A 20237-nucleotide genomic window follows, 5' to 3' on the forward strand; every position below is an offset into this window, starting at 1 on the left:
ACCGTTTGTCCACAGCCTGAAGGGGCCTGTAGCCAAAATGTGCTGTCGACCGAACAATCGGTAGGTGAGGCGCATCACTCCCGTGGCGCGCCTGAAGCCGCTCCCACGAGGAGGTGCCGTCATGACGGTCATGGAGCAGCGGGGTGCCTACCGGCCGACCCCGCCGCCCGCCTGGCAGCCCCGTACCGATCCCGCACCGCTGCTGCCCGACGCGCGGCCGTACCGCGTCCTCGGCACCGAGGCCGCCGCCAAGGCCGACCCGGAGCTGCTGCGCCGGCTGTACGCCGAGCTGGTGCGCGGACGCCGCTACAACGCGCAGGCGACGGCGCTGACCAAGCAGGGCCGCCTGGCCGTCTACCCCTCCAGCACCGGGCAGGAGGCCTGCCAGGTCGCCGCGGCGCTCGTCCTTGAGCAGCACGACTGGCTCTTCCCCAGCTACCGCGACACGCTCGCCGCCGTCGCCCGCGGCGTCGACCCCGTCCAGGCCCTGACCCTGCTGCGCGGCGACTGGCACACCGGCTACGACCCGTACGAGCACCGCGTGGCCCCCCTGTGCACCCCGCTCGCCACCCAGTTGCCGCACGCCGTGGGCCTCGCCCACGCCGCACGCCTGAAGGGCGACGATGTGGTGGCGCTCGCCCTGGTCGGCGACGGCGGCACCAGCGAGGGCGACTTCCACGAGGCCATGAACTTCGCCGCGGTCTGGCGGGCACCGGTCGTCTTCCTCGTCCAGAACAACGGCTTCGCGATCTCCGTGCCGCTCGCCAAACAGACCGCGGCTCCCTCCCTCGCCCACAAGGCCGTCGGCTACGGCATGCCGGGCCGCCTGGTCGACGGCAACGACGCCGCCGCGGTGCACGAGGTGCTCGCCGACGCCGTGGCGCGCGCGCGCGCGGGCGGCGGCCCCACGCTCGTCGAGGCGGTGACGTACCGCCTCGACGCGCACACGAACGCCGACGACGCGACCCGCTACCGCGCCGACGCCGAGGTCGAGGCCTGGCGCGACCACGACCCGATCGTGCTGCTGGAGCAGGAGTTGACGGACCGCGGACTGCTCGACGAGGACGGGATGCGGGCCGCGCGCGAGGACGCCGAGGCCATGGCCGCCGACCTGCGCACGCGCATGAACCAGGACCCGGCGCTCGACCCGAGGGACCTCTTCGCCCACGTGTACGCCGAGCCCACCACCCAACTGAGGGAGCAGGAGGCCCAGTTGCGGGCGGAGCTGGACGCGGAGGCTGCGGGACCGGAAGGAGCCGGGCGATGACGACCGTGGCCCTCAAGCCGGCCACCATGGCCCAGGCCCTGACGCGTGCGCTCCGCGACGCCATGGCAGCCGATGCGTCCGTGCACGTCATGGGTGAGGACGTCGGCACACTCGGCGGTGTCTTCCGCGTCACCGACGGGCTCGCCGAGGAGTTCGGCGACGACCGCTGCACGGACACCCCGCTCGCCGAGGCGGGCATCCTCGGCACGGCCGTCGGCATGGCGATGTACGGCCTCAGGCCGGTCGTCGAGATGCAGTTCGACGCGTTCGCGTACCCCGCGTTCGAGCAACTGGTCAGCCATGTCGCGCGTATGCGCAACCGCACCCGTGGCGCGATGCCGCTGCCGATCACCGTCCGCGTCCCCTACGGGGGAGGCATCGGCGGTGTGGAGCACCACAGCGACTCCTCCGAGGCGTACTACATGGCGACTCCGGGCCTTCACGTCGTCACGCCCGCGACCGTCGCCGACGCCTACGGGCTGCTGCGGGCCGCGATCGCCTCGGACGACCCGGTCGTCTTCCTGGAACCCAAGCGGCTGTACTGGTCCAAGGACACCTGGAACCCCGAGGAGCCCGAGGCTGTCGAGCCGATAGGCCGTGCGGTGGTGCGGCGCCCGGGCCGGAGCGCCACGCTGATCACCTACGGTCCGTCGCTGCCGGTGTGCCTGGAGGCGGCCGAAGCGGCGCGCGCCGAGGGCTGGGACCTAGAAGTCGTGGACCTGCGGTCCCTGGTGCCGTTCGACGACGAGACGGTGACCGCGTCCGTGCGCCGCACGGGCCGGGCCGTGGTGGTGCACGAGTCGAACGGGTTCGGCGGTCCCGGCGGGGAGATCGCCGCGCGCGTGACGGAGCGCTGCTTCCACTATCTGGAGGCGCCGGTGCTGCGAGTGGCCGGGTTCGACATCCCGTATCCGCCGCCGATGCTGGAGCGGCACCACCTGCCGGGCGTCGACCGGATCCTGGACGCCGTGGGGCGCCTGCAGTGGGAGGCGGAGAGGTGATGGCCAAGGTGCTGGAGTTCAGGCTGCCGGACCTCGGGGAGGGACTGACCGAGGCCGAGATCGTCCGCTGGCTGGTGCAGGTCGGGGACGTCGTCGCGGTCGACCAGCCGGTCGTCGAGGTGGAGACTGCCAAGGCGATGGTCGAAGTGCCCTGCCCCTACGGCGGTGTGGTCACGGCCCGCTATGGCGAGGAGGGCGCGGAACTGCCGGTCGGTGCACCGCTGTTGACGGTCGCCGTAGGCGCGCCGGCGGAGCCCGCGGCGGAGTCGTCCGGGAACGTGCTGGTCGGATACGGCACGTCGGCGGCTCCGGTGCGCCGCCGCAGGGTACGGCCACCGCGGCCCGGCGCACGGCCCACGGGCGGCGAACCGTCCGAAGGCCATCGGACGGCCGAGCCCGCCACCGAGCAGCCGGTGTCCGCCACCGAGCCCCCCGGGTCCGCCACCGAGCCCCCCGGGTCCGCCACCGAGCCCCCCGGGTCCGCCTCTCCACTGCACACCCGGCGCCCCACCGTCCCGGAGCGCGCTGACGGCCCCGTCCCGGTCATCTCCCCGCTGGTCCGCAGGCTCGCCCGCCAGAACGGCCTGGACCTGCGGCGGTTGACGGGGTCCGGACCCGACGGGCTGATCCTGCGGGCGGACGTGGAGGGCGCCCTGAGGACCACGGCGGCCCGCGAGGAGGCGCCGAAGGCCACGGTGACCGCTCCGGCACCGAAGACGGCTCTCCTCGAGCGCCCCGAGCCCCGTGCAGGCACCCGTATCCCCCTCAAGGGCGTGCGCGGTGCCGTGGCCGACAAACTCTCCCGGAGCCGGCGTGAGATCCCCGACGCGACCTGCTGGGTGGACGCCGACGCGACCGAGCTGATGCGCGCGCGGGCGGCGATGAACGCGGCCGGCGGCCCGAAGATCTCCCTGCTCGCGCTGCTGGCCCGCATCTGCACCGCCGCGCTCGCCCGGTTCCCGGAACTCAACGCCACCGTCGACACGGAGGCCCGGGAGATCGTCCGGCTCGACCAGGTGCACCTCGGGTTCGCCGCGCAGACCGAGCGGGGGCTCGTCGTCCCCGTCGTACGTGACGCGCACGCACGGGACGCCGAGTCGCTGACCGCGGAGTTCGCGCGGCTCACCGAGGCCGCGCGCGCCGGGACCCTCACCCCCGCGGACCTCACCGGCGGGACGTTCACGCTGAACAACTACGGGGTGTTCGGCGTCGACGGCTCGACTCCGATCATCAACCACCCCGAGGCGGCCATGCTCGGCGTCGGCCGTATCGTCCCCAAGCCCTGGGTGCACGACGGCGAGCTCGCGGTGCGGCAGGTCGTGCAGCTCTCGCTCACCTTCGACCACCGGGTGTGCGACGGCGGCACGGCAGGCGGCTTCCTGCGGTATGTGGCGGACTGCGTGGAACAGCCCGCGGTGCTGCTGCGCACCCTCTGAGCCGACGGCCGGGCCCGGCCGCACGCGCCCGGGCACGGGCCCGGCCGCCCGCCCGGAAACGGGCCGCCCGGCGCCCTGTCAGCGATCCCTCGCGCACGGTCGAGGTCCCCGAGGGTGGCATTGATCCATGCGGCGCCCATACTCGGGGGCATGACCGCGTACCAGCCCCCGGGCGACCCCCGCCGCGACGGCTACGACGCCGTGGTGCTCGCGGGCGGTGCCGCCCGGCGGCTCGGCGGCGCCGACAAGCCCGGTGTGCGCGTCGGCGGACGGGCGCTGCTCGACCGGGTGCTGGCGGCGTGCGCCGACGCGGACACCACCGTGGTCGTCGCCGGTGCCCGGCCCACCGCGCGCCCCGTGGTCTGGGCCCGTGAGGAGCCGCCCGGCGCCGGACCGGTCGCCGCGCTCGAAGCGGGCCTGAAGCGGACCACGGCCGCGGATGCCGTCGTACTCTCCGCCGACCTGCCGTTCCTCACCGAGCGGACGGTACGACGGCTGCTGGACGCCCTCCGTGCGAGCGGCGCCGAAGGGGCGGTGCTGACCGACCCCGAGGGGCGTGACCAGCCCCTCGTCGCCGCCTACCGCACAGCGGCACTGCGCCGCGAGCTGGCACGGCTCACCACCGAGCACGCCGGTCTCACCGGCCTTCCGCTGCGGCGCCTGGTCGTCGGGCTGGACCTCACCCGTATCTCCGACCCCGTCGCGTCCTTCGACTGCGACACCTGGGACGACATCGCCACCGCCCGATCACGCATCAGGGAGCATGGACACGTGTTGGATGAATGGATTTCCGCAGTCAAGGACGAACTGGGCATCGACCTCGACGTCGACACCGGCGTCCTCCTCGACCTGGCCCGAGACGCCGCGCACGGGGTCGCCCGCCCCGCGGCCCCGCTGACGACGTTCCTCGTCGGCTACGCCGCCGCGCAGGCGAAGGGTGGCCCCGAGGCGGTCGCCGAAGCCGCCCGCAAGGCCGCCGCGCTGGCCCTGCGGTGGGCCGACGAGGACGCCGCCGAGGACAGGCCGGGCGCCGGATGACCGGGCGGGGCACCGAGAGACACCTGGACACCGAGGAACGCGACATGGAGGAGGCGCTGGCCGTGGCCAACGAGAGCGGGGAGCCGAGCCGTCCGCAGGCACGCCCCGCCCGTTCACCGCAGGACGAGCACGACCGGGACCTCGAGGAGGCCCTCGCCCTCGTCCGGGATGCGGCCCCGCGCGCCCCCGAGCCCGGGCCGCCCGTTCCCGGGCCCGAGGCGCGTACGCCCGAGCCCGGCCCCCGCGCACCCCGGCACCCCGGCACCCCGGACCGCCCGGCAGACTCCGGCACCTCCGCCCCGCCCCCCTCCAAGCACCGCGCCACATCCTGGCCCGAGGCCCGCGCCGTCGCCGAGCGCGCCGCTCGCTCCGCTCCGCGCCGCCCAGCCCTGGACGTGCCCCTCGACGCGGCACTCGGCCTGGTTCTCGCCGCGCCGCTCACCGCCCTGACCGACCTCCCCTCCTTCGACACCTCCGCCATGGACGGCTGGGCGGTCGCCGGCCCCGGCCCCTGGGACGTGCGGGAGCACGGGGTCCTGGCCGGGCACGCCGAGCCGGCACCCCTCGGCGACGGCGAGGCCGTGCGGATCGCCACGGGCGCCCGCGTCCCGCCGGACACCACCGCCGTCCTGCGCACCGAGCACGGCCGCACCGACGACAAGGGACGGCTGCACAGCACCCGAGAACTCCCGCAGGGTCAGGACATCCGGCCGCGCGGCCAGGAGTGCCACACCGGCGAACACCTGCTCCCCCCGGGCACCCACGTCACCCCGGCCGTCCTCGGACTCGCGGCCGCCGCCGGTTACGACACGCTGCGGGCGCTGCCCCGGCCGCGCGCCGAAGTCCTGGTGCTGGGTGACGAGTTGCTGACCGAGGGCCTGCCCAGGGACGGGCTGATCCGGGACGCGCTCGGGCCGATGCTGCCGCCGTGGCTGCGCGCACTCGGCGCCGATGTGACGGCCGTCCGCAGGCTCGGCGACGACGCCGATGCCCTGTACGACGCCGTGACGTCCTCGGCGGCCGAACTGATCGTCACCACGGGCGGCACCGCCGCGGGCCCCGTCGACCACGTCCACCCCACCCTGCGACGCGTCGGCGCCGAACTCCTCGTCGACGGCGTGCAGGTCCGCCCGGGCCATCCCATGCTCCTCGCGCGGATCCAGGACGGCCGGCACCTCGTCGGTCTGCCCGGAAACCCCCTTGCGGCCGTCTCCGGCCTGCTCACGCTCGCCGAGCCGCTGCTGCGCACCCTCGCCGGCCGCATGGCGCCGGAGCCGTACACGCTGCCCCTGAAGGACTCCGTCCACGGCCACCCGTACGACACCCGGCTCATCCCCGTCGTCGTACGCGCCGACCAGGCGCTACCGCTGCACTACCACGGCCCCGCCATGCTGCGCGGTATCGCCGCCGCGGACGCCCTCGCAGTGGTGCCGCCCGGGGGCGCGGATCCCGGCCAGGAAGTGGAACTGCTCGACCTGCCCTGGGCGTTGGCGGGGTGAGGCCTCGCTGGGTGATCTCGCCTCGGGCTGATCAGGAGCGGGAGTGTTTCACGTGAAACATCCGGGTCGGGATGCCGTCGGGCGCCCGCGCGGGGGGTCGGCGGGGCTCTTCCGTGAGGAGTAGCGTCCCCCTCATGTACGCGATCACGATTCCTGAACCCGGTGGGCCCGAGGCGCTGGTGTGGGCCGAGGTCCCCGATCCTGTACCCGCCGAGGGCGAAGTGCTGGTCGACGTGGTGGCCAGCGCGGTCAACCGTGCCGATCTCCTCCAGCGGCAGGGCTTCTACAACCCGCCGCCGGGGGCGTCCCCGTACCCCGGGCTCGAGTGCTCCGGGCGGATCGCCGCGCTCGGCCCCGGCGTCTCCGGGTGGGCCGTCGGCGACGAGGTGTGCGCACTGCTCGCGGGCGGCGGATACGCCGAGAAGGTGGCCGTGCCGGCCGGTCAGCTGCTGCCCGTGCCCGAGGGGCTCGATCTGCGGAACGCCGCCGCGCTGCCCGAGGTGACCTGCACGGTCTGGTCGAACGTGTTCATGGTCGCCCATCTGCGCCCGGGCGAGGCGCTGCTCGTGCACGGCGGCTCCAGCGGCATCGGCACGATGGCGATCCAGCTGGCCAAGGCGGTGGGCGCGAGGGTCGCGGTCACGGCAGGCACCAAGGGGAAGCTGGACTACTGCGCCGAGCTGGGCGCGGACGTGCTGATCAACTACCGTGAACAGGACTTCGTCGAGGAGATCCGGCAGGCCACAGCGGGGGCGGGTGCCGACGTCATCCTCGACAACATGGGTGCGAAGTACCTGGACCGCAACGTCCAGGCGCTCGCGGTGAACGGGCGTCTCGCGATCATCGGTCTGCAGGGCGGGGTGAAGGGCGAGCTGAACATCAACACGCTGCTGCGGAAGCAGGCGGCGATCACCGCGACCTCTCTGCGGGCGCGGCCGCTCGAGGAGAAGGCGGCGATCGTGGCGGCGGTGCGGGAGCACGTGTGGCCGTTGATCACCTCCGGTGACGTGCGCCCGATCGTCGACCGTGAGGTCCCGATGAGCGAGGCGGCCGAGGCCCACCGGGTGCTCGAGGAGAGCGGGCACATCGGGAAGGTGCTGCTGTTGGCGCCGTAGGCGTGGTCGTCCGGGTGATGGTGGCGCGGTGGGCACCGGTCGTGTGGGGTGGCGGTGGCCTCGGGGGTCATTCACGACGCAGACGCAGGGCGAGGAGGGCGAGCGCCAGGCCGAGGCCTATGAGGACCAGGCCGCTGCCGAGGGGAAGGACCTGGGACACGGGCCGCGAGGCGGAGGTCTCCCGGGCGGAGCCGGCGGCGCCCTGTGAGGGGCTGGGCGAGGCCTCCACGGGGTCGGCCGCGTCCTGGGACGGCTCGATGCCGGTGGTCGCCTCTGCGGTGTCGCGGTCTGCCGGGTCCGGTGTCCGCTCCGGCGGCGACGGCGGGTCCTGGTCCGTGTAGGTCGGCTCGTCGTCCTCGTCCGGAGGTTCCGGATCCGGCCGCCCGGGCCGCACCCTTCCCTCGCCGGCCCAGGTGCCGGCCCGGGAGGAGTCGGGCGAGGGATCGGCGGAGGGCGGATCGTCGACGGGTCGCCCGGGGGCGGGTGACTGCGCGGGGTCCTGGCGCCGGTGGGGGCGGTGGGGCTCATGGCCGCGCGGCTGGTCGTGGTCATGGGACCGGCCGTGGCCCTGGGGCTTCTCGGGTCCGGGCGGGGCTGTCCCGGTGGGCGGGGCGGACGCGGTGGGCGCGGGGGTGGGCCCGCGCGTCGGTATCGCGGATGCCGTGTGCCGGGGAGCGGCAGTGTCGTCGCCCGCCGTCCCGGACGCCGGGGCCTTCGCGGCGGGGGCGTCGGTCGGCCGGTCGGACGTGACGGTGACGGCGGTGGCTGTGCGCCCCGGGGTGCCAGTGTGAGTCGGTGGAGCCGAGAGGGTGTGCGCGGCGGCGGATGCGCGGGGCGGCGGAGCCGAGGTGGTGTCTTCCGTGGCGGATGCGCGGGTCGGCCGAGCCGAGACGGTGTGCGCGGTGTCCGTGAGCGGGGCTATGGATTCGTGGGCCGGATACGCGATTCGGGTGACGTACGTGCCGTGGAAGGGGGCCTTGGCCCCGGCCTGACGCACGGCCCCCGTGGTGTGGGAGGAGGCCCGTATGCCGTACGCGGCCCGTATGCCGTACGCGGGCCGGAGCCCCTCCGTGGGCGCGAGGGCGCAGGCGGATATGCCGTACAGGCCGCAGACGGCCGTGGTGGTGAGCACCGGTGGCAGGACGGCCACGCGGAGCGTGCGGAACCTGGACGGCGGACGAGGCCATGGAGTCACGCGAGTGACCCCCTCCCGTGCTCGGGCGGCAAGATCAACGGCCCCAGCGTCACACGGACCCCGGCGTCCGGCATCTCGGCCGTACGCCGTACGCCGTCCGTCGCCCCCCGCTGCGCCGACGCAAGGCACCGAGGGCGAACTGTCGGTTGTGGGGTGGATCACTCCCCGTACCGGGCACCTGGCTGATGAGGGGTATCGGTGCGAGAGAATGGCGGCATGGAGATGCCGAGGAACGAACGGTCGTCGGAGAACGCCCAGAAGATCTTGGTCGTGGGCCAGGACGGGATGGCTCTCGGCGGCACCGGAGACGAAGACTCCCGCGAGGTCCCGGTGACCGAACAGGTGGAGCAGCCCGCGAAGGTCATGCGCATCGGAAGTATGATCAAGCAGCTGCTGGAGGAGGTGCGCGCCGCTCCTCTGGACGAGGCGAGCCGGCAGCGCCTGAAGGAGATCCACGCCAGCTCGGTGAAGGAGCTGGAGGACGGTCTCGCCCCCGAACTCGTCGAGGAGCTCGAGCGGCTCTCCCTGCCCTTCACGGACGAGGTGATCCCGAGCGACGCGGAACTGCGCATCGCGCAGGCCCAGTTGGTGGGCTGGCTGGAGGGCCTCTTCCACGGGATCCAGACCACTCTGTTCGCCCAGCAGATGGCGGCCCGCGCCCAGCTGGAACAGATGCGCCGTGCCCTCCCCCCGGGCGTGGGCTCCCCGGACGGCGAGGAGGACCGCCGCACCGGTGGCCGGGCGGGCGGCCCGTACCTGTGACGCGGACCGTGCGAGGGGCCCGGCACCGTGAGGGTGGCGGGCCCCTGCCGTCGCATCAGAAGCGGCTCACGCCGGGTTGCCCGTCGACACCGTGAGCTCGATGACGGGCATCTTCTTCGGGTTGGCGTCCGTACCGGCCGTCGGGGACTGGCTCATGACCGTGTCCTGGCCGTAGGTGTTCTCGTCCTCGTGCGTGATCGTGTACTTCCAGCCCGCTGCCTGGAAGCACGCCTCGACCGACGTGAGGTTCTTGAAGGAGAAGTCGGGCACCCGGATCTTCTTCGGGTCGACGTACGACGTCTCCGGCTCCGTGCACTCCGTCGTCTCGATCGTCTTCGTCGTGTCCGGGCCCCTGTGGCCCGCGGCCACGGTCGGGGGCGTGCTCGCACTGCCGTCGCCCCGGTTGGCCTCGTCCCCGCTGCTGCCGTTGTTGTGCAGCAACAGTGAGGTCAGCAGGCCGACTATCACGAATAGGGCGACCACGACCGAGCCGATGACCAAGGCCTGGTTGCCCTTCTGACCGCCCGTGGCGGGCGTCTGAGGGGTGAGGTGGTACGGCGGCGGGGTCGTCGCGGACTGCTGCGGCGCGTACCCGGCGTTCTGCGGGGGCGTCTGGTAGCCGCCCTGCTGCGGGTAGCCGTAGGTGGGCGACGGGACCGGGCCGCCGTACGGGCCGGGCTGGTACGGCGTCTGCACGGGCCCCACGGGGGCCGCCGCCGACTGGCCGACCGGCGGGAAGACCGCGGAGCCGACACCGGCGCCGCTCGGGGTCTGCGCGCCTGGCACGATCCTCGGCGCGGCGGCCGTGAGAGACGCGGCCACCCTCAGGCATTCGTCCCGCATCGCCTCGGCGTTCGGGAAGCGTTCGTTCGGGTTCTTCTTCAGCGCGCGGGCGACCAGTGCGTCCACCGCGGGCGGCAGCGAACGGTTGATCGAGGACGGAGCCACCGGCTCCTCCTGCACATGCGCGTATGCGATCGCGAGCGGTGAATCCGCCTCGAACGGCAGCCGCCCGGTGACCAGCTGGAACAGCATGATCCCGACCGAGTACAGGTCGGACCGCGCGTCCACGGCCCGGCCGAGGGCCTGCTCCGGCGACAGGTACTGCGGGGTGCCGACCACCATGCCCGTCTGGGTCATCGAGGTGACGCCGGACTGCATGGCACGGGCGATGCCGAAGTCCATGACCTTGACGACGTTGCGCTTCGTCATCATCACGTTGCCCGGCTTGATGTCCCGGTGGACCAGCCCCATCTCGTGGCTGATCTCCAGGGCCGCCAGCACATCAGCGGTGATCTTCAGCGCCTTCTCGGCCGGCATCGCGCCGTACTGCCGGATGTCCGCGTCGAGGACCGAGCCGAGCGGCTTGCCCTCGATGTACTCCATGACGATGTACGGGGTCGTCGTCCCCGCCAGATCGTCCTCGCCGGTGTCGAAGACCGAGACGATGTTCGTGTGCGTGAGTTTCGCCACGGCCTGCGCCTCGCGGCGGAAACGCTCCCGGAAGGCCTGCTCGCGTCCCAGTTCGGTGTGGAGTGTCTTGATCGCGACCTGGCGGTCGAGGACCGAGTCGTACGCCAGGTGCACCGAGGCCATGCCGCCCTCGCCGAGCAAGTCGCGCAGCTGGTAGCGGCCGGCGGCGAGCGCGCGCCCCGCGTACCGGCCGTGTGCGCCGTCCTGGCTCATGTTCTGCGTCCCCCATCGGCGCGGCGGCAGCGGCTGCTGGTGCTCCCGCGGTCCGTCATCGATATCCGTGTTGTCGACGATCGACAGCTACTGCTCCGTGATCGACTGGTCCATTCCCGGCCAAGTGTGCCCCAGGGCAAGGACACGTCAAGCTCGGTGCCCGTTCCGTGACCGTACGCGAAAGAAGCGTCGCGGAAGCGTTACAGGGGCCCTATGGCCGGCCACACGGAATTTGCACGTGGGACAGGGTTCAGGGTTGGATGGCCGGTCCATCTCGAATCCATCTCGGACCGGCGCCTTACGCGGAGCCTGTAGCGTGGCCCGTCGGAGACCGTGACAACCACCGCGCAGACCGCGGGCAGAAACGACGGCGAGGACCGATGGCACAGACGCAGCGCGCCCAGGGCCCGTCCGACCCCGAGGCGACTGGCGGCGGGATGTCGGACGCGCCGGAGACCTGGGGCAACGGCGGACTTGTCGGGGACGGCCGGTACCGGCTGACCCGCAGGCTCGGCCGGGGCGGCATGGCCGAGGTGTTCGCGGCCGAGGACGTGCGCCTGGGCCGGACGGTCGCGGTCAAGCTGCTCCGGTCCGACCTCGCCGAGGACCCCGTCTCCAAGGCGCGTTTCACCCGCGAGGCCCAGTCGGTGGCCGGGCTCAACCACCACGCGATCGTCGCCGTGTACGACTCCGGCGAGGACGTCGTGGGCGGCCAGTCGGTGCCGTACATCGTGATGGAGCTGGTCGAGGGGCGTACGATCCGCGACCTGCTGCTCAACGCCGAGGCGCCCGGCCCCGAGCAGGCCCTGATCATCGTCTCGGGCGTCCTGGAGGCGCTCGCCTACTCGCACCAGCACGGCATCGTGCACCGCGACATCAAGCCGGCCAACGTCATCATCACCAACAACGGCGCCGTGAAGGTGATGGACTTCGGCATCGCGCGCGCCCTGCACGGGGCGTCCACGACGATGACGCAGACCGGCATGGTGATGGGCACCCCGCAGTACCTGTCCCCGGAGCAGGCGCTCGGCAAGGCCGTGGACCACCGATCCGACCTGTACGCGACGGGCTGCCTGCTGTACGAACTGCTGGCCCTGCGGCCCCCCTTCGTGGGCGAGACGCCGCTGTCCGTGGTCTACCAGCATGTGCAGGACATCCCGGTGCCGCCGTCCCAGATCTCCGAGGGGGCCTCGCCGCCGGAGCTGGACGGGCTCGTGATGCGCTCCCTCGCCAAGGAGCCGGACGACCGGTTCCAGACCGCCGAGGAGATGCGCGGGCTGGTCCAGTACGCGCTGCAGATGCTCTACGACCAGGGCGGCCACACCGGCACCTGGAACACCGGCCCGGTGGGCATGCACGACGGGCGGCACACCCCGGCCGCGGGCCTCGCCGGCACGGCGGTGCTGCCGCATCCGGGCGAGTCGGGCACCGCGCAGATCCCGCAGTCGATCCTGCCCACGGGATACGGCTCCGGGGACGAGGGCGGTTTCGAGGGACACGGCAACAAGGGCAGCGGGCGCGGCAAGCTGTGGGTCCTCGCGGTGCTCGCGATCATCGCGATCGCGGCGGGCGTCGCGCTGGCCCTGCAGAACAAGGGGGACGGCGGCGGGACCGGACCGACGACGTCGCCGACCGTCACGACGTCGCACGAGGAGAAGCGGTCCAGCCAGACGCCGACGGACGGGGAGACCGCCACCACTCCGGGCGACAACTCGGACACGAGCGGCGACTCGAACTGGACGCCCTCGTACCGGCCGTCGCAGAGCTACAGCCAACAGCCGTCGGCCGAGCCCTCGACGACGCCGCCGCAGACGAGCGAGCAGCCGACCGAGTCGGCACCTTCGCAGGAGCAGCCGTCCGCCACGCCCACGGACGGCGGGGGCGGCGGCTCCACCCCTCCGGCCGGCTCGTCGAACGGGGGCGGCGACAGCTCGGGCGGGACCCAGGGGCCCTGACGCCCCGCGGTGAAGCGTCCTCCACGCGCGCGTGGCCCGGAGACGGGCTCCACGCGCGCGTGGCCTTTCTCGGCCGTGTCCAGGTCGTGCCCCCACGCGTGTACCAGGTGCGTGCCCCCGGTCGTGTCCCCCTGGGTCGAGCTCATGGTGCGGACCCGCGTACGACACCCGTGTCACTCCAGATGACGTCTTCCCGTGCTCCGGGCGGGCGGGATAACGTGCCGTTGTTCCGGCCCCCTGCAAGGCTGTGACCAGCACCTGTTCCCGACTGACTCGATTTACTTGGATTTCCAAGCAAAATCCCAGGTCAGGAGGGGTTTCACAGAAATGTGGCTTGCTGGGTAACGTGCCCCTTGCAGGGTGCTCGCCGGGGCACCTTCCACGTCTGTTCGGACGAGCCGCACCCACCCCGTGCGTCCGTGCGCTGCAGGCGGAGCCGCTCCCACCGGCCCGAACGGGCCGAGGGGAACCCAGGCACCCGGCGAACCCGGGGGCCGGACCGACGGAGGAGCACACGTGACCGTGGAGAGCACTGCCGCGCGCAAGCCGCGACGCAGCGCCGGAAGCAAGGCCGGCACCACCGGCACCAAGCGCACCACCAGCAACACGCCCAAGAAGGGCAGCGACCCCGACCTCGTCCAGTTGCTGACGCCCGAGGGCGCGCGGGTCGCGAACCCCGAGTACGACCGGTACGTCGAGGACATCACGCCGCAGCAGCTGCGCGGGCTGTACCGGGACATGGTGCTGACCCGCCGCTTCGACGCCGAGGCCACCTCCCTGCAGCGCCAGGGCGAGCTGGGACTGTGGGCCTCGCTGCTAGGCCAGGAGGCCGCCCAGATCGGCTCCGGCCGGGCCCTGCGCGACGACGACTACGTCTTCCCGACCTACCGCGAGCACGGCGTCGCCTGGTGCCGCGGCGTGGACCCGACCAACCTGCTCGGCATGTTCCGCGGTGTGAACAACGGCGGCTGGGACCCGAACAGCAACAACTTCCACCTCTACACGATCGTCATCGGCTCGCAGACGCTGCACGCCACCGGCTACGCCATGGGCGTCGCCAAGGACGGCGCCGACTCGGCCGTGATCGCGTACTTCGGTGACGGTGCCTCCAGCCAGGGCGACGTGGCGGAGTCGTTCACGTTCGCGGCGGTCTACAACGCCCCGGTGGTGTTCTTCTGCCAGAACAACCAGTGGGCGATCTCCGAGCCCACCGAGAAGCAGACCCGGGTGCCGCTGTACCAGCGTGCGCAGGGTTTCGGCTTCCCCGGGGTGCGTGTCGACGGCAACGACGTGCTGGCCTGCCTCGCGGTGACCAAGTCTGCGCTGGAGCGGGCGCGCAACGGCGAGGGCCCGACCCTGGTGGAGGCGTTCACCTACCGGATGGGCGCCCACACCACCTCCGACGACCCGACCCGCTACCGCCTCGACGACGAGCGGGCCGCCTGGGAGGCGAAGGACCCGATCGCCCGCCTGCGCGCCTACCTCGAGGCCTCGAACCACGCGGACGAGGGATTCTTCGCGGAACTCGAGGCGGAGAGCGAGGCGTTGGGCAGGCGGGTGCGTGAAGCGGTCCGTGCCATGCCGGACCCGGACCACTTCGCCATCTTCGAGCACGCGTACGCGGACGGGCATGCGCTCGTCGACGAGGAGCGGGCCCAGTTCGCCGCCTACCAGGCGTCGTTCGCGGACGTAGAAGGGGGACGGTGACATGGCCGAGAAGATGGCGATCGCCAAGGCGATCAACGAGTCGCTGCGCAAGGCCCTGGAGTCGGACCCCAAGGTCCTGGTGATGGGCGAGGACGTCGGCAAGCTCGGCGGTGTCTTCCGGGTGACGGACGGCCTGCAGAAGGACTTCGGCGAGGAGCGGGTGATCGACACCCCGCTCGCGGAGTCGGGCATCGTCGGCACGGCGATCGGTCTGGCGCTGCGCGGGTACCGGCCGGTGGTGGAGATCCAGTTCGACGGGTTCGTCTTCCCGGCCTACGACCAGATCGTCACCCAGTTGGCGAAGATGCACGCCCGCTCGCTGGGCAAGGTCAAGCTCCCGGTCGTCATCCGCATCCCCTACGGCGGCGGCATCGGGGCGGTGGAGCACCACAGCGAGTCCCCGGAGGCGCTGTTCGCGCACGTGGCGGGCCTGAAGATCGTCTCCCCGTCCAGCGCCTCGGACGCGTACTGGATGATGCAGCAGGCGATCCAGAGCGACGACCCGGTGATCTTCTTCGAGCCGAAGCGGCGCTACTGGGACAAGTCCGAGGTCAACACCGAGGCGATTCCGGGCCCGCTGCACAAGGCACGCGTGGTGCGTGAGGGCACGGACCTGACCCTGGCCGCGTACGGCCCGATGGTGAAGGTGTGCCAGGAGGCCGCCGCGGCCGCGCAGGAGGAGGGCAGGTCGCTGGAGGTGCTGGACCTGCGGTCGGTGTCCCCGCTCGACTTCGACTCCGTCCAGGCGTCGGTGGAGAAGACCCGCCGTCTGGTGGTGGTGCACGAGGCGCCGGTGTTCTTCGGTTCGGGCGCGGAGATCGCCGCTCGCATCACGGAGCGGTGCTTCTACCACCTGGAGGCGCCCGTGCTGCGGGTCGGCGGCTACCACGCGCCGTATCCGCCTGCGCGCCTGGAGGAGGAGTACCTGCCGGGCCTGGACCGGGTGCTGGACGCCGTCGACCGCGCCCTGGCGTACTGAGGAGAGGGTCGTGACGACGATGACTGACGCGTCCGTGCGCGAGTTCAAGATGCCCGACGTGGGCGAGGGGCTCACCGAGGCCGAGATCCTCAAATGGTACGTCCAGCCGGGTGACACGGTCACCGACGGGCAGGTCGTGTGCGAGGTGGAGACGGCGAAGGCGGCCGTGGAGCTGCCGATCCCGTACGACGGGGTGGTCCGCGCGCTGCACTTCCCCGAGGGCACCACCGTGGACGTCGGCACCCCGATCATCGCGGTGGACGTGACGGGCGGCGCTCCGGCCGAGGAGGCGCAGGCGCCCGTCGAGAAGGCGGCGGAGGAGAAGTCCCCGGCGAAGGAGACCCAGCAGGAGGGCCGCAAGCCGGTCCTCGTCGGGTACGGCGTCGCCGAGTCCTCCACCCGGCGCCGCCCCCGCAAGGCGCCCGCGGCGGCGGCCGAGGAGACCCTCTCCGTGTTCCAGGGCGACCTGAACGGGCACGGCGAGCAGGCCCGTCCGCTGGCGAAGCCGCCGGTGCGCAAGCTGGCGAAGGACCTGGGCGTCGACCTGGCGACGGTACGGCCGTCGGGCCCGGACGGGATCATCACGCGCGAGGACGTGCAGGCGGCGGTGGCCTCCGCACCGGCCCCCGAGGCCCCCGCGGTCCCGGTGGCGCCCGCTGCCGTCGAGGCGCCGGCGCCGGTGGTGACGTACGACAGCGGGCGGGAGACCCGTATCCCGGTCAAGGGCGTCCGCAAGGCCACCGCGCAGGCGATGGTCGGCTCGGCGTTCACCGCGCCGCACGTCACGGAGTTCGTGACCGTCGACGTCACCCGCACGATGAAGCTGGTCGAGGAGCTCAAGCAGGACAAGGACTTCGAGGGTCTGCGTGTCAATCCCTTGCTGCTGATCGCCAAGGCCCTGCTGGTCGCGATCAAGCGGAACCCGGACATCAACGCGTCCTGGGACGAGGCCAACCAGGAGATCGTGCGCAAGCACTACGTGAACCTGGGCATCGCCGCGGCCACCCCGCGCGGTCTGATCGTGCCGAACATCAAGGACGCGCACGACAAGACCCTCCCCCAACTGGCCGAGGCCCTGGGTGAGCTGGTGGCCACGGCTCGGGAGGGCAGGACGAGTCCCGCGGCGATGCAGGGCGGCACGGTCACGATCACGAACGTGGGCGTCTTCGGCGTCGACACCGGCACGCCGATCCTCAACCCGGGCGAGTCCGCGATCCTCGCGGTGGGCGCGATCAAGCTCCAGCCGTGGGTCCACAAGGGCAAGGTCAAGCCCCGCCAGGTCACCACCCTGGCCCTGAGCTTCGACCACCGCCTGGTCGACGGCGAACTGGGCTCGAAGGTCCTCGCGGACGTCGCCGCGATCCTGGAACAGCCGAAGCGGCTGATCACCTGGGCCTAGCGCGGGACGACCCACCTACGGCGAAGGGGCCTGCTGCTGACCGACAGCGGCAGGCCCCCTGGTGTGTGCGGGTGTCAGCCGAGCCTGGCGAAGCCGTAGTTCAGCAGCTTCGTGGCGTCGGTGGCGCGCTGGTTGATCGACGACGAGGCGAGGACCGTGCCGATGACCGTCTTGCCGTTGCGGGTGGCGGCGAAGACGAGGCAGTACTTGGCCTCGGGGCCGGAGCCGGTCTTCACGCCGATCGCGCCGCTGTAGCTGCTGAGCAGCGAGTTGGTGTTGGTCCACGGCGCCATGGTGCGGATGGTGCCGGACTTGGTGACGGTCTTCGCCGTGTACGACTTGGTCTTCACGACCGTGCGGAACGTGGAGCTCTTCATCGCGCTGCTGGCGATTTTCGTCAGATCGCGCGGCGTCGAGTAGTTGCTGCCGTTGCCGATGCCGTCGAACGAGTCGAAGTGCGTGTTCTTCAGGCCGAGGCTCGTGGCGGCGCTGTTCATCTTGCCGATGAACGACTTCACGCGCGCCGCACGCGTCGTGCCGGAACCGAACTTGTCGGCGAGCGCGTAGGCCGCGTCACAGCCGGAGGGGAGCATCAGCCCGTACAGCAGCTGACGGACGGTGACCGTGTCGCCGACGATCAGGTGCGCCTGGGAGGCGTTGTTGGCGACCACGTAGTCGCTGTACGCCTTCTGGATCGTCACCTTGGCGTCGAGGTTGAGGTTCGGCTGCGCGAGCACCACCTTCGCGGTCATGATCTTGGTCGTGGAGCCAGTGGAACGCCTGGTGTCCGCGGCCTTCGTGTACAGGGTCGCGCCGTTCGCATCGTTCATCGCGTAGCCGCCCGCGGCCACGATCGAGGGCGTGGTGACGGCCTGAGCGGGCGCCGCGGTGAGGGCTCCGGTGGTGAGCACGGCTCCGGTGGTGACCACTGCCGCGACTGCCCTGCGAACTCGCGTGCCCTTAATGCCGGTAATCAAAGTTGAACGCTCCGATTGCGTCTCTGATGCCTCTGAATGCATCCAAATGCCCCTGGAGTGCGGCCAGATGACGAGGCCGCCTTCTCGTGAGACTCGTAGGTGGCACAAAAGGATGTGCGGTTGCCCGGGTGAAATCCGAGACTTCTGTGCCGGGTCCACATGGTGGACGCTCATCGGCATGCGTACGTGTTGTATCTATGATGTGCTCATGCCTGCAGCGTCGTCCATCGCCCGCGCCCCCGAGAAGATGCCCCTCAAACAACCCCCCGCCGCCGACCGCGTCTACACGCACGTCAAACAGGGTGTTCTGGAGCGCCGTTACCAGGGCGGGACGCTGCTGACCGAAGGCGAGCTGGCCGAGGAGGTCGGCGTCTCGCGGACGCCGGTGCGCGAGGCTCTGCTGCGGCTGGAGGTCGAAGGGCTGATCAAGCTCTACCCGAAGAAGGGCGCTCTCGTCCTCGCCGTCTCGGCCCAGGAGATCGCGGACGTGATCGAGACGCGCCAGCTCGTCGAGGAGCACGCGGCCCGCAAGGCCGTCCCCGCCCCGCCGGGGCTGATCGAGCGGCTCGAGGAACTGCTCGCCCGCCAGAAGGAGCAGGCCGCCGCCGGTGACCTGGCCGGTGCGGCGCTCACCGACCGCACCTTCCACGCCGAGATCGTGCGCAGCGGCGGCAACGAGATCCTCTCCCGCCTGTACGACCAACTCCGCGACCGTCAGCTGCGGATGGGCGTCGCCGTCATGCACTCGCACCCCGACCGCATCGCCAAGACCCTCACCGAGCACGAGGAGATCCTTCAGGCGCTGCGGTCCGGCGACGCCGAGGCGGCCGTGGACATCGTGCACCGGCACGTCAGCTGGTTCTCCCACCTGGCGCGGGGTGAGGTGCGATGAGGTCGGGGTCGGTGAGCTCCCGTTCCGTGTCCCTCCCCGGTGATCCGCCGGGCGGCCGGCGTGCCGTCGCCGTGTGGGCCATCGGCGTCTCGGTCTACTTCGTCGCCGTCATCTTCCGTACGTCGCTGGGCGTGGCCGGACTGGACGCGGCGGACCGCTTCCATGTGAACGCGTCCGCCCTGTCCACCTTCTCCATCCTCCAACTGCTCGTGTACGCGGGCATGCAGATCCCTGTCGGCCTGCTCGTGGACCGGCTCGGCACCAAGAAGGTGCTGACCATCGGGGTCGTCCTGTTCACGGCCGGTCAGCTGGGGTTCGCGTTCTCCCCGTCGTACGGGACGGCGCTCGCCTCGCGCGCGCTGCTGGGCTGCGGCGACGCGATGACGTTCATCAGCGTGCTGCGGCTCGGCACGCGCTGGTTCCCGGCCCGCCGCAGTCCGCTGGTCGCCCAGCTCGCCGGTCTGGTGGGCATGGCGGGCAACCTGGTCTCCACGCTCGTGCTCGCCCGGCTGCTGCACGGAGTGGGCTGGACGACGGCGTTCGGCGGCAGCGCGGTCGCCGGGGTGATCGTCCTCGTCCCGTTGCTTCTCTTCCTGAAGGACCATCCGGAGGGGTATGAGCCGGAGCCGTTCCCGCACCGCGGGTCGGCGTACGTGCGGCGGCAGATCGTGGCGTCGTGGAAGGAACCCGGGACCCGGCTCGGCATGTGGGTGCACTTCACCACCCAGTTCCCGGCGATGGTGTTCCTGCTGCTGTGGGGCCTGCCGTTCCTGGTCCAGGCGCAGGGCCTGTCCCGGGCCACGGCCGGTGAGCTCCTCACGCTCGTCGTGCTGTCGAACATGCTGATCGGACTGGTGTACGGCCAGATCATCGCCCGGCACCACGCGGCGCGGCTGCCGCTGGCCCTCGGCACGGTCGGGGCGACGGCGGCGGTGTGGGCGGCCACGCTCGCCTACCCCGCCGCGCATGCGCCGATGTGGCTGCTGGTCGTGCTGTGCACGGTGCTCGGGGCGTGCGGTCCGGCCTCGATGATCGGCTTCGACTTCGCCCGGCCGGCGAATCCGCCGGAGCGTCAGGGCACGGCGTCCGGGATCACCAACATGGGCGGTTTCGTCGCCTCCATGACGACGCTGCTGGCGATCGGGGTGCTGCTGGACGCGACGGGCGACGACTACACCGTGGCGTTCTGCGCCGTGTTCGTGCTCCAGGCGGTGGGGCTCAGCCAGATACTGCGGCTCCGGAAGCGGGCGGCGCGCAGGGAGCGGGAGCGGCTCGTCGCCAGCCGGGTGGAGACGGTGCACGTCCCTGCGTGAGAGGGCGCCGGGTACC

Annotated in this window: 16 protein-coding genes; 13 read left to right on the forward strand and 3 right to left on the reverse strand. The window is 72.0% G+C overall.

All coding sequences use genetic code 11. From position 1 onward, the window contains the following. Positions 1–121: 121 nt before the first annotated feature. The 6 genes from pdhA (AB0N14_RS10935) to AB0N14_RS10960 all read left to right on the forward strand — a co-directional run bounded on the left by pdhA (AB0N14_RS10935) (position 122) and on the right by AB0N14_RS10960 (position 7356). On the forward strand, positions 122–1267 hold the full coding sequence (pdhA, locus tag AB0N14_RS10935) for a pyruvate dehydrogenase (acetyl-transferring) E1 component subunit alpha (protein ID WP_366025339.1): 1146 nt from the start codon (positions 122–124) through the stop codon (positions 1265–1267). Beyond that, positions 1264–2268: an alpha-ketoacid dehydrogenase subunit beta gene (locus tag AB0N14_RS10940; protein ID WP_366025340.1), complete on the forward strand. Its 1005-nt coding sequence runs from the start codon at positions 1264–1266 to the stop codon at positions 2266–2268. Before pdhA (AB0N14_RS10935) ends, AB0N14_RS10940 begins: the two co-directional genes overlap by 4 nt. Then, complete coding sequence (locus AB0N14_RS10945; protein WP_366025341.1) at positions 2268–3704, forward strand: dihydrolipoamide acetyltransferase family protein; 1437 nt, start codon at positions 2268–2270, stop codon at positions 3702–3704. The genes AB0N14_RS10940 and AB0N14_RS10945 overlap by 1 nt, the downstream gene beginning before the upstream one ends. A 150-nt stretch (positions 3705–3854) precedes the next feature. Beyond that, on the forward strand, positions 3855–4742 hold the full coding sequence (locus AB0N14_RS10950; RefSeq protein ID WP_366025342.1) for an NTP transferase domain-containing protein: 888 nt from the start codon (positions 3855–3857) through the stop codon (positions 4740–4742). Continuing rightward, on the forward strand, positions 4739–6241 hold the full coding sequence (locus AB0N14_RS10955) for a molybdopterin molybdotransferase MoeA (protein WP_366025343.1): 1503 nt from the start codon (positions 4739–4741) through the stop codon (positions 6239–6241). The genes AB0N14_RS10950 and AB0N14_RS10955 overlap by 4 nt, the downstream gene beginning before the upstream one ends. Before the next feature lie 134 nt (positions 6242–6375). After that, positions 6376–7356 (forward strand): NAD(P)H-quinone oxidoreductase, encoded by a 981-nt coding sequence (locus AB0N14_RS10960; RefSeq protein ID WP_366025344.1) that lies wholly within the window; start codon positions 6376–6378, stop codon positions 7354–7356. A 67-nt stretch (positions 7357–7423) separates the two neighbouring features. On the opposite strand, the gene AB0N14_RS10965 is transcribed toward AB0N14_RS10960, so the two are convergent. Then, positions 7424–8506, reverse strand: coding sequence for a hypothetical protein (locus tag AB0N14_RS10965; protein WP_366025345.1), 1083 nt, complete (start codon positions 8504–8506; stop codon positions 7424–7426). Positions 8507–8767: 261 nt separating this feature from the next. Between AB0N14_RS10965 and AB0N14_RS10970 the strand changes: the two genes are divergently transcribed. Continuing rightward, complete coding sequence (locus AB0N14_RS10970) at positions 8768–9313, forward strand: bacterial proteasome activator family protein (protein ID WP_366025346.1); 546 nt, start codon at positions 8768–8770, stop codon at positions 9311–9313. Between the two features lie 66 nt (positions 9314–9379). Here the strand turns inward: AB0N14_RS10970 and AB0N14_RS10975 are convergent, their stop codons facing one another. Beyond that, a complete protein-coding gene (locus AB0N14_RS10975; protein ID WP_366025347.1) occupies positions 9380–10999 on the reverse strand; it encodes a protein kinase in 1620 nt (539 codons plus the stop codon). A gap of 380 nt (positions 11000–11379) precedes the next feature. Between AB0N14_RS10975 and AB0N14_RS10980 the strand changes: the two genes are divergently transcribed. From AB0N14_RS10980 to AB0N14_RS10995, 4 genes are all read left to right on the forward strand, one after another. Then, positions 11380–12954, forward strand: a complete 1575-nt coding sequence (locus tag AB0N14_RS10980) for a protein kinase (RefSeq protein WP_366025348.1) — start codon at positions 11380–11382, stop codon at positions 12952–12954. 516 nt (positions 12955–13470) lie between these two features. Further along, positions 13471–14661: a pyruvate dehydrogenase (acetyl-transferring) E1 component subunit alpha gene (pdhA, locus tag AB0N14_RS10985; protein ID WP_366025349.1), complete on the forward strand. Its 1191-nt coding sequence runs from the start codon at positions 13471–13473 to the stop codon at positions 14659–14661. Position 14662: 1 nt separating this feature from the next. Beyond that, positions 14663–15640: an alpha-ketoacid dehydrogenase subunit beta gene (locus AB0N14_RS10990; RefSeq protein WP_366025350.1), complete on the forward strand. Its 978-nt coding sequence runs from the start codon at positions 14663–14665 to the stop codon at positions 15638–15640. Between the two features lie 10 nt (positions 15641–15650). Further along, positions 15651–17039 (forward strand): dihydrolipoamide acetyltransferase family protein, encoded by a 1389-nt coding sequence (locus AB0N14_RS10995; RefSeq protein ID WP_366025351.1) that lies wholly within the window; start codon positions 15651–15653, stop codon positions 17037–17039. Between the two features lie 74 nt (positions 17040–17113). Here the strand turns inward: AB0N14_RS10995 and AB0N14_RS11000 are convergent, their stop codons facing one another. Beyond that, entirely contained in the window at positions 17114–18016 is a 903-nt protein-coding gene (locus tag AB0N14_RS11000) for a D-alanyl-D-alanine carboxypeptidase (protein WP_366025352.1), read from the reverse strand. A gap of 208 nt (positions 18017–18224) precedes the next feature. Here AB0N14_RS11000 and AB0N14_RS11005 point away from each other — a divergent pair, with 208 nt between their 5' ends. Both AB0N14_RS11005 and AB0N14_RS11010 read left to right on the forward strand, forming a co-directional pair. Continuing rightward, the gene (locus AB0N14_RS11005; RefSeq protein ID WP_366025353.1) at positions 18225–18908 is read left to right on the forward strand and encodes a GntR family transcriptional regulator; all 684 of its coding nucleotides are present in this window, start codon (positions 18225–18227) and stop codon (positions 18906–18908) included. After that, positions 18905–20221: an MFS transporter gene (locus tag AB0N14_RS11010; protein ID WP_366025354.1), complete on the forward strand. Its 1317-nt coding sequence runs from the start codon at positions 18905–18907 to the stop codon at positions 20219–20221. Before AB0N14_RS11005 ends, AB0N14_RS11010 begins: the two co-directional genes overlap by 4 nt. Positions 20222–20237: the final 16 nt, after the last annotated feature.

The organism is Streptomyces sp. NPDC051104 (genome assembly GCF_040682835.1).
Classification (GTDB): domain Bacteria; phylum Actinomycetota; class Actinomycetes; order Streptomycetales; family Streptomycetaceae; genus Streptomyces; species Streptomyces cynarae.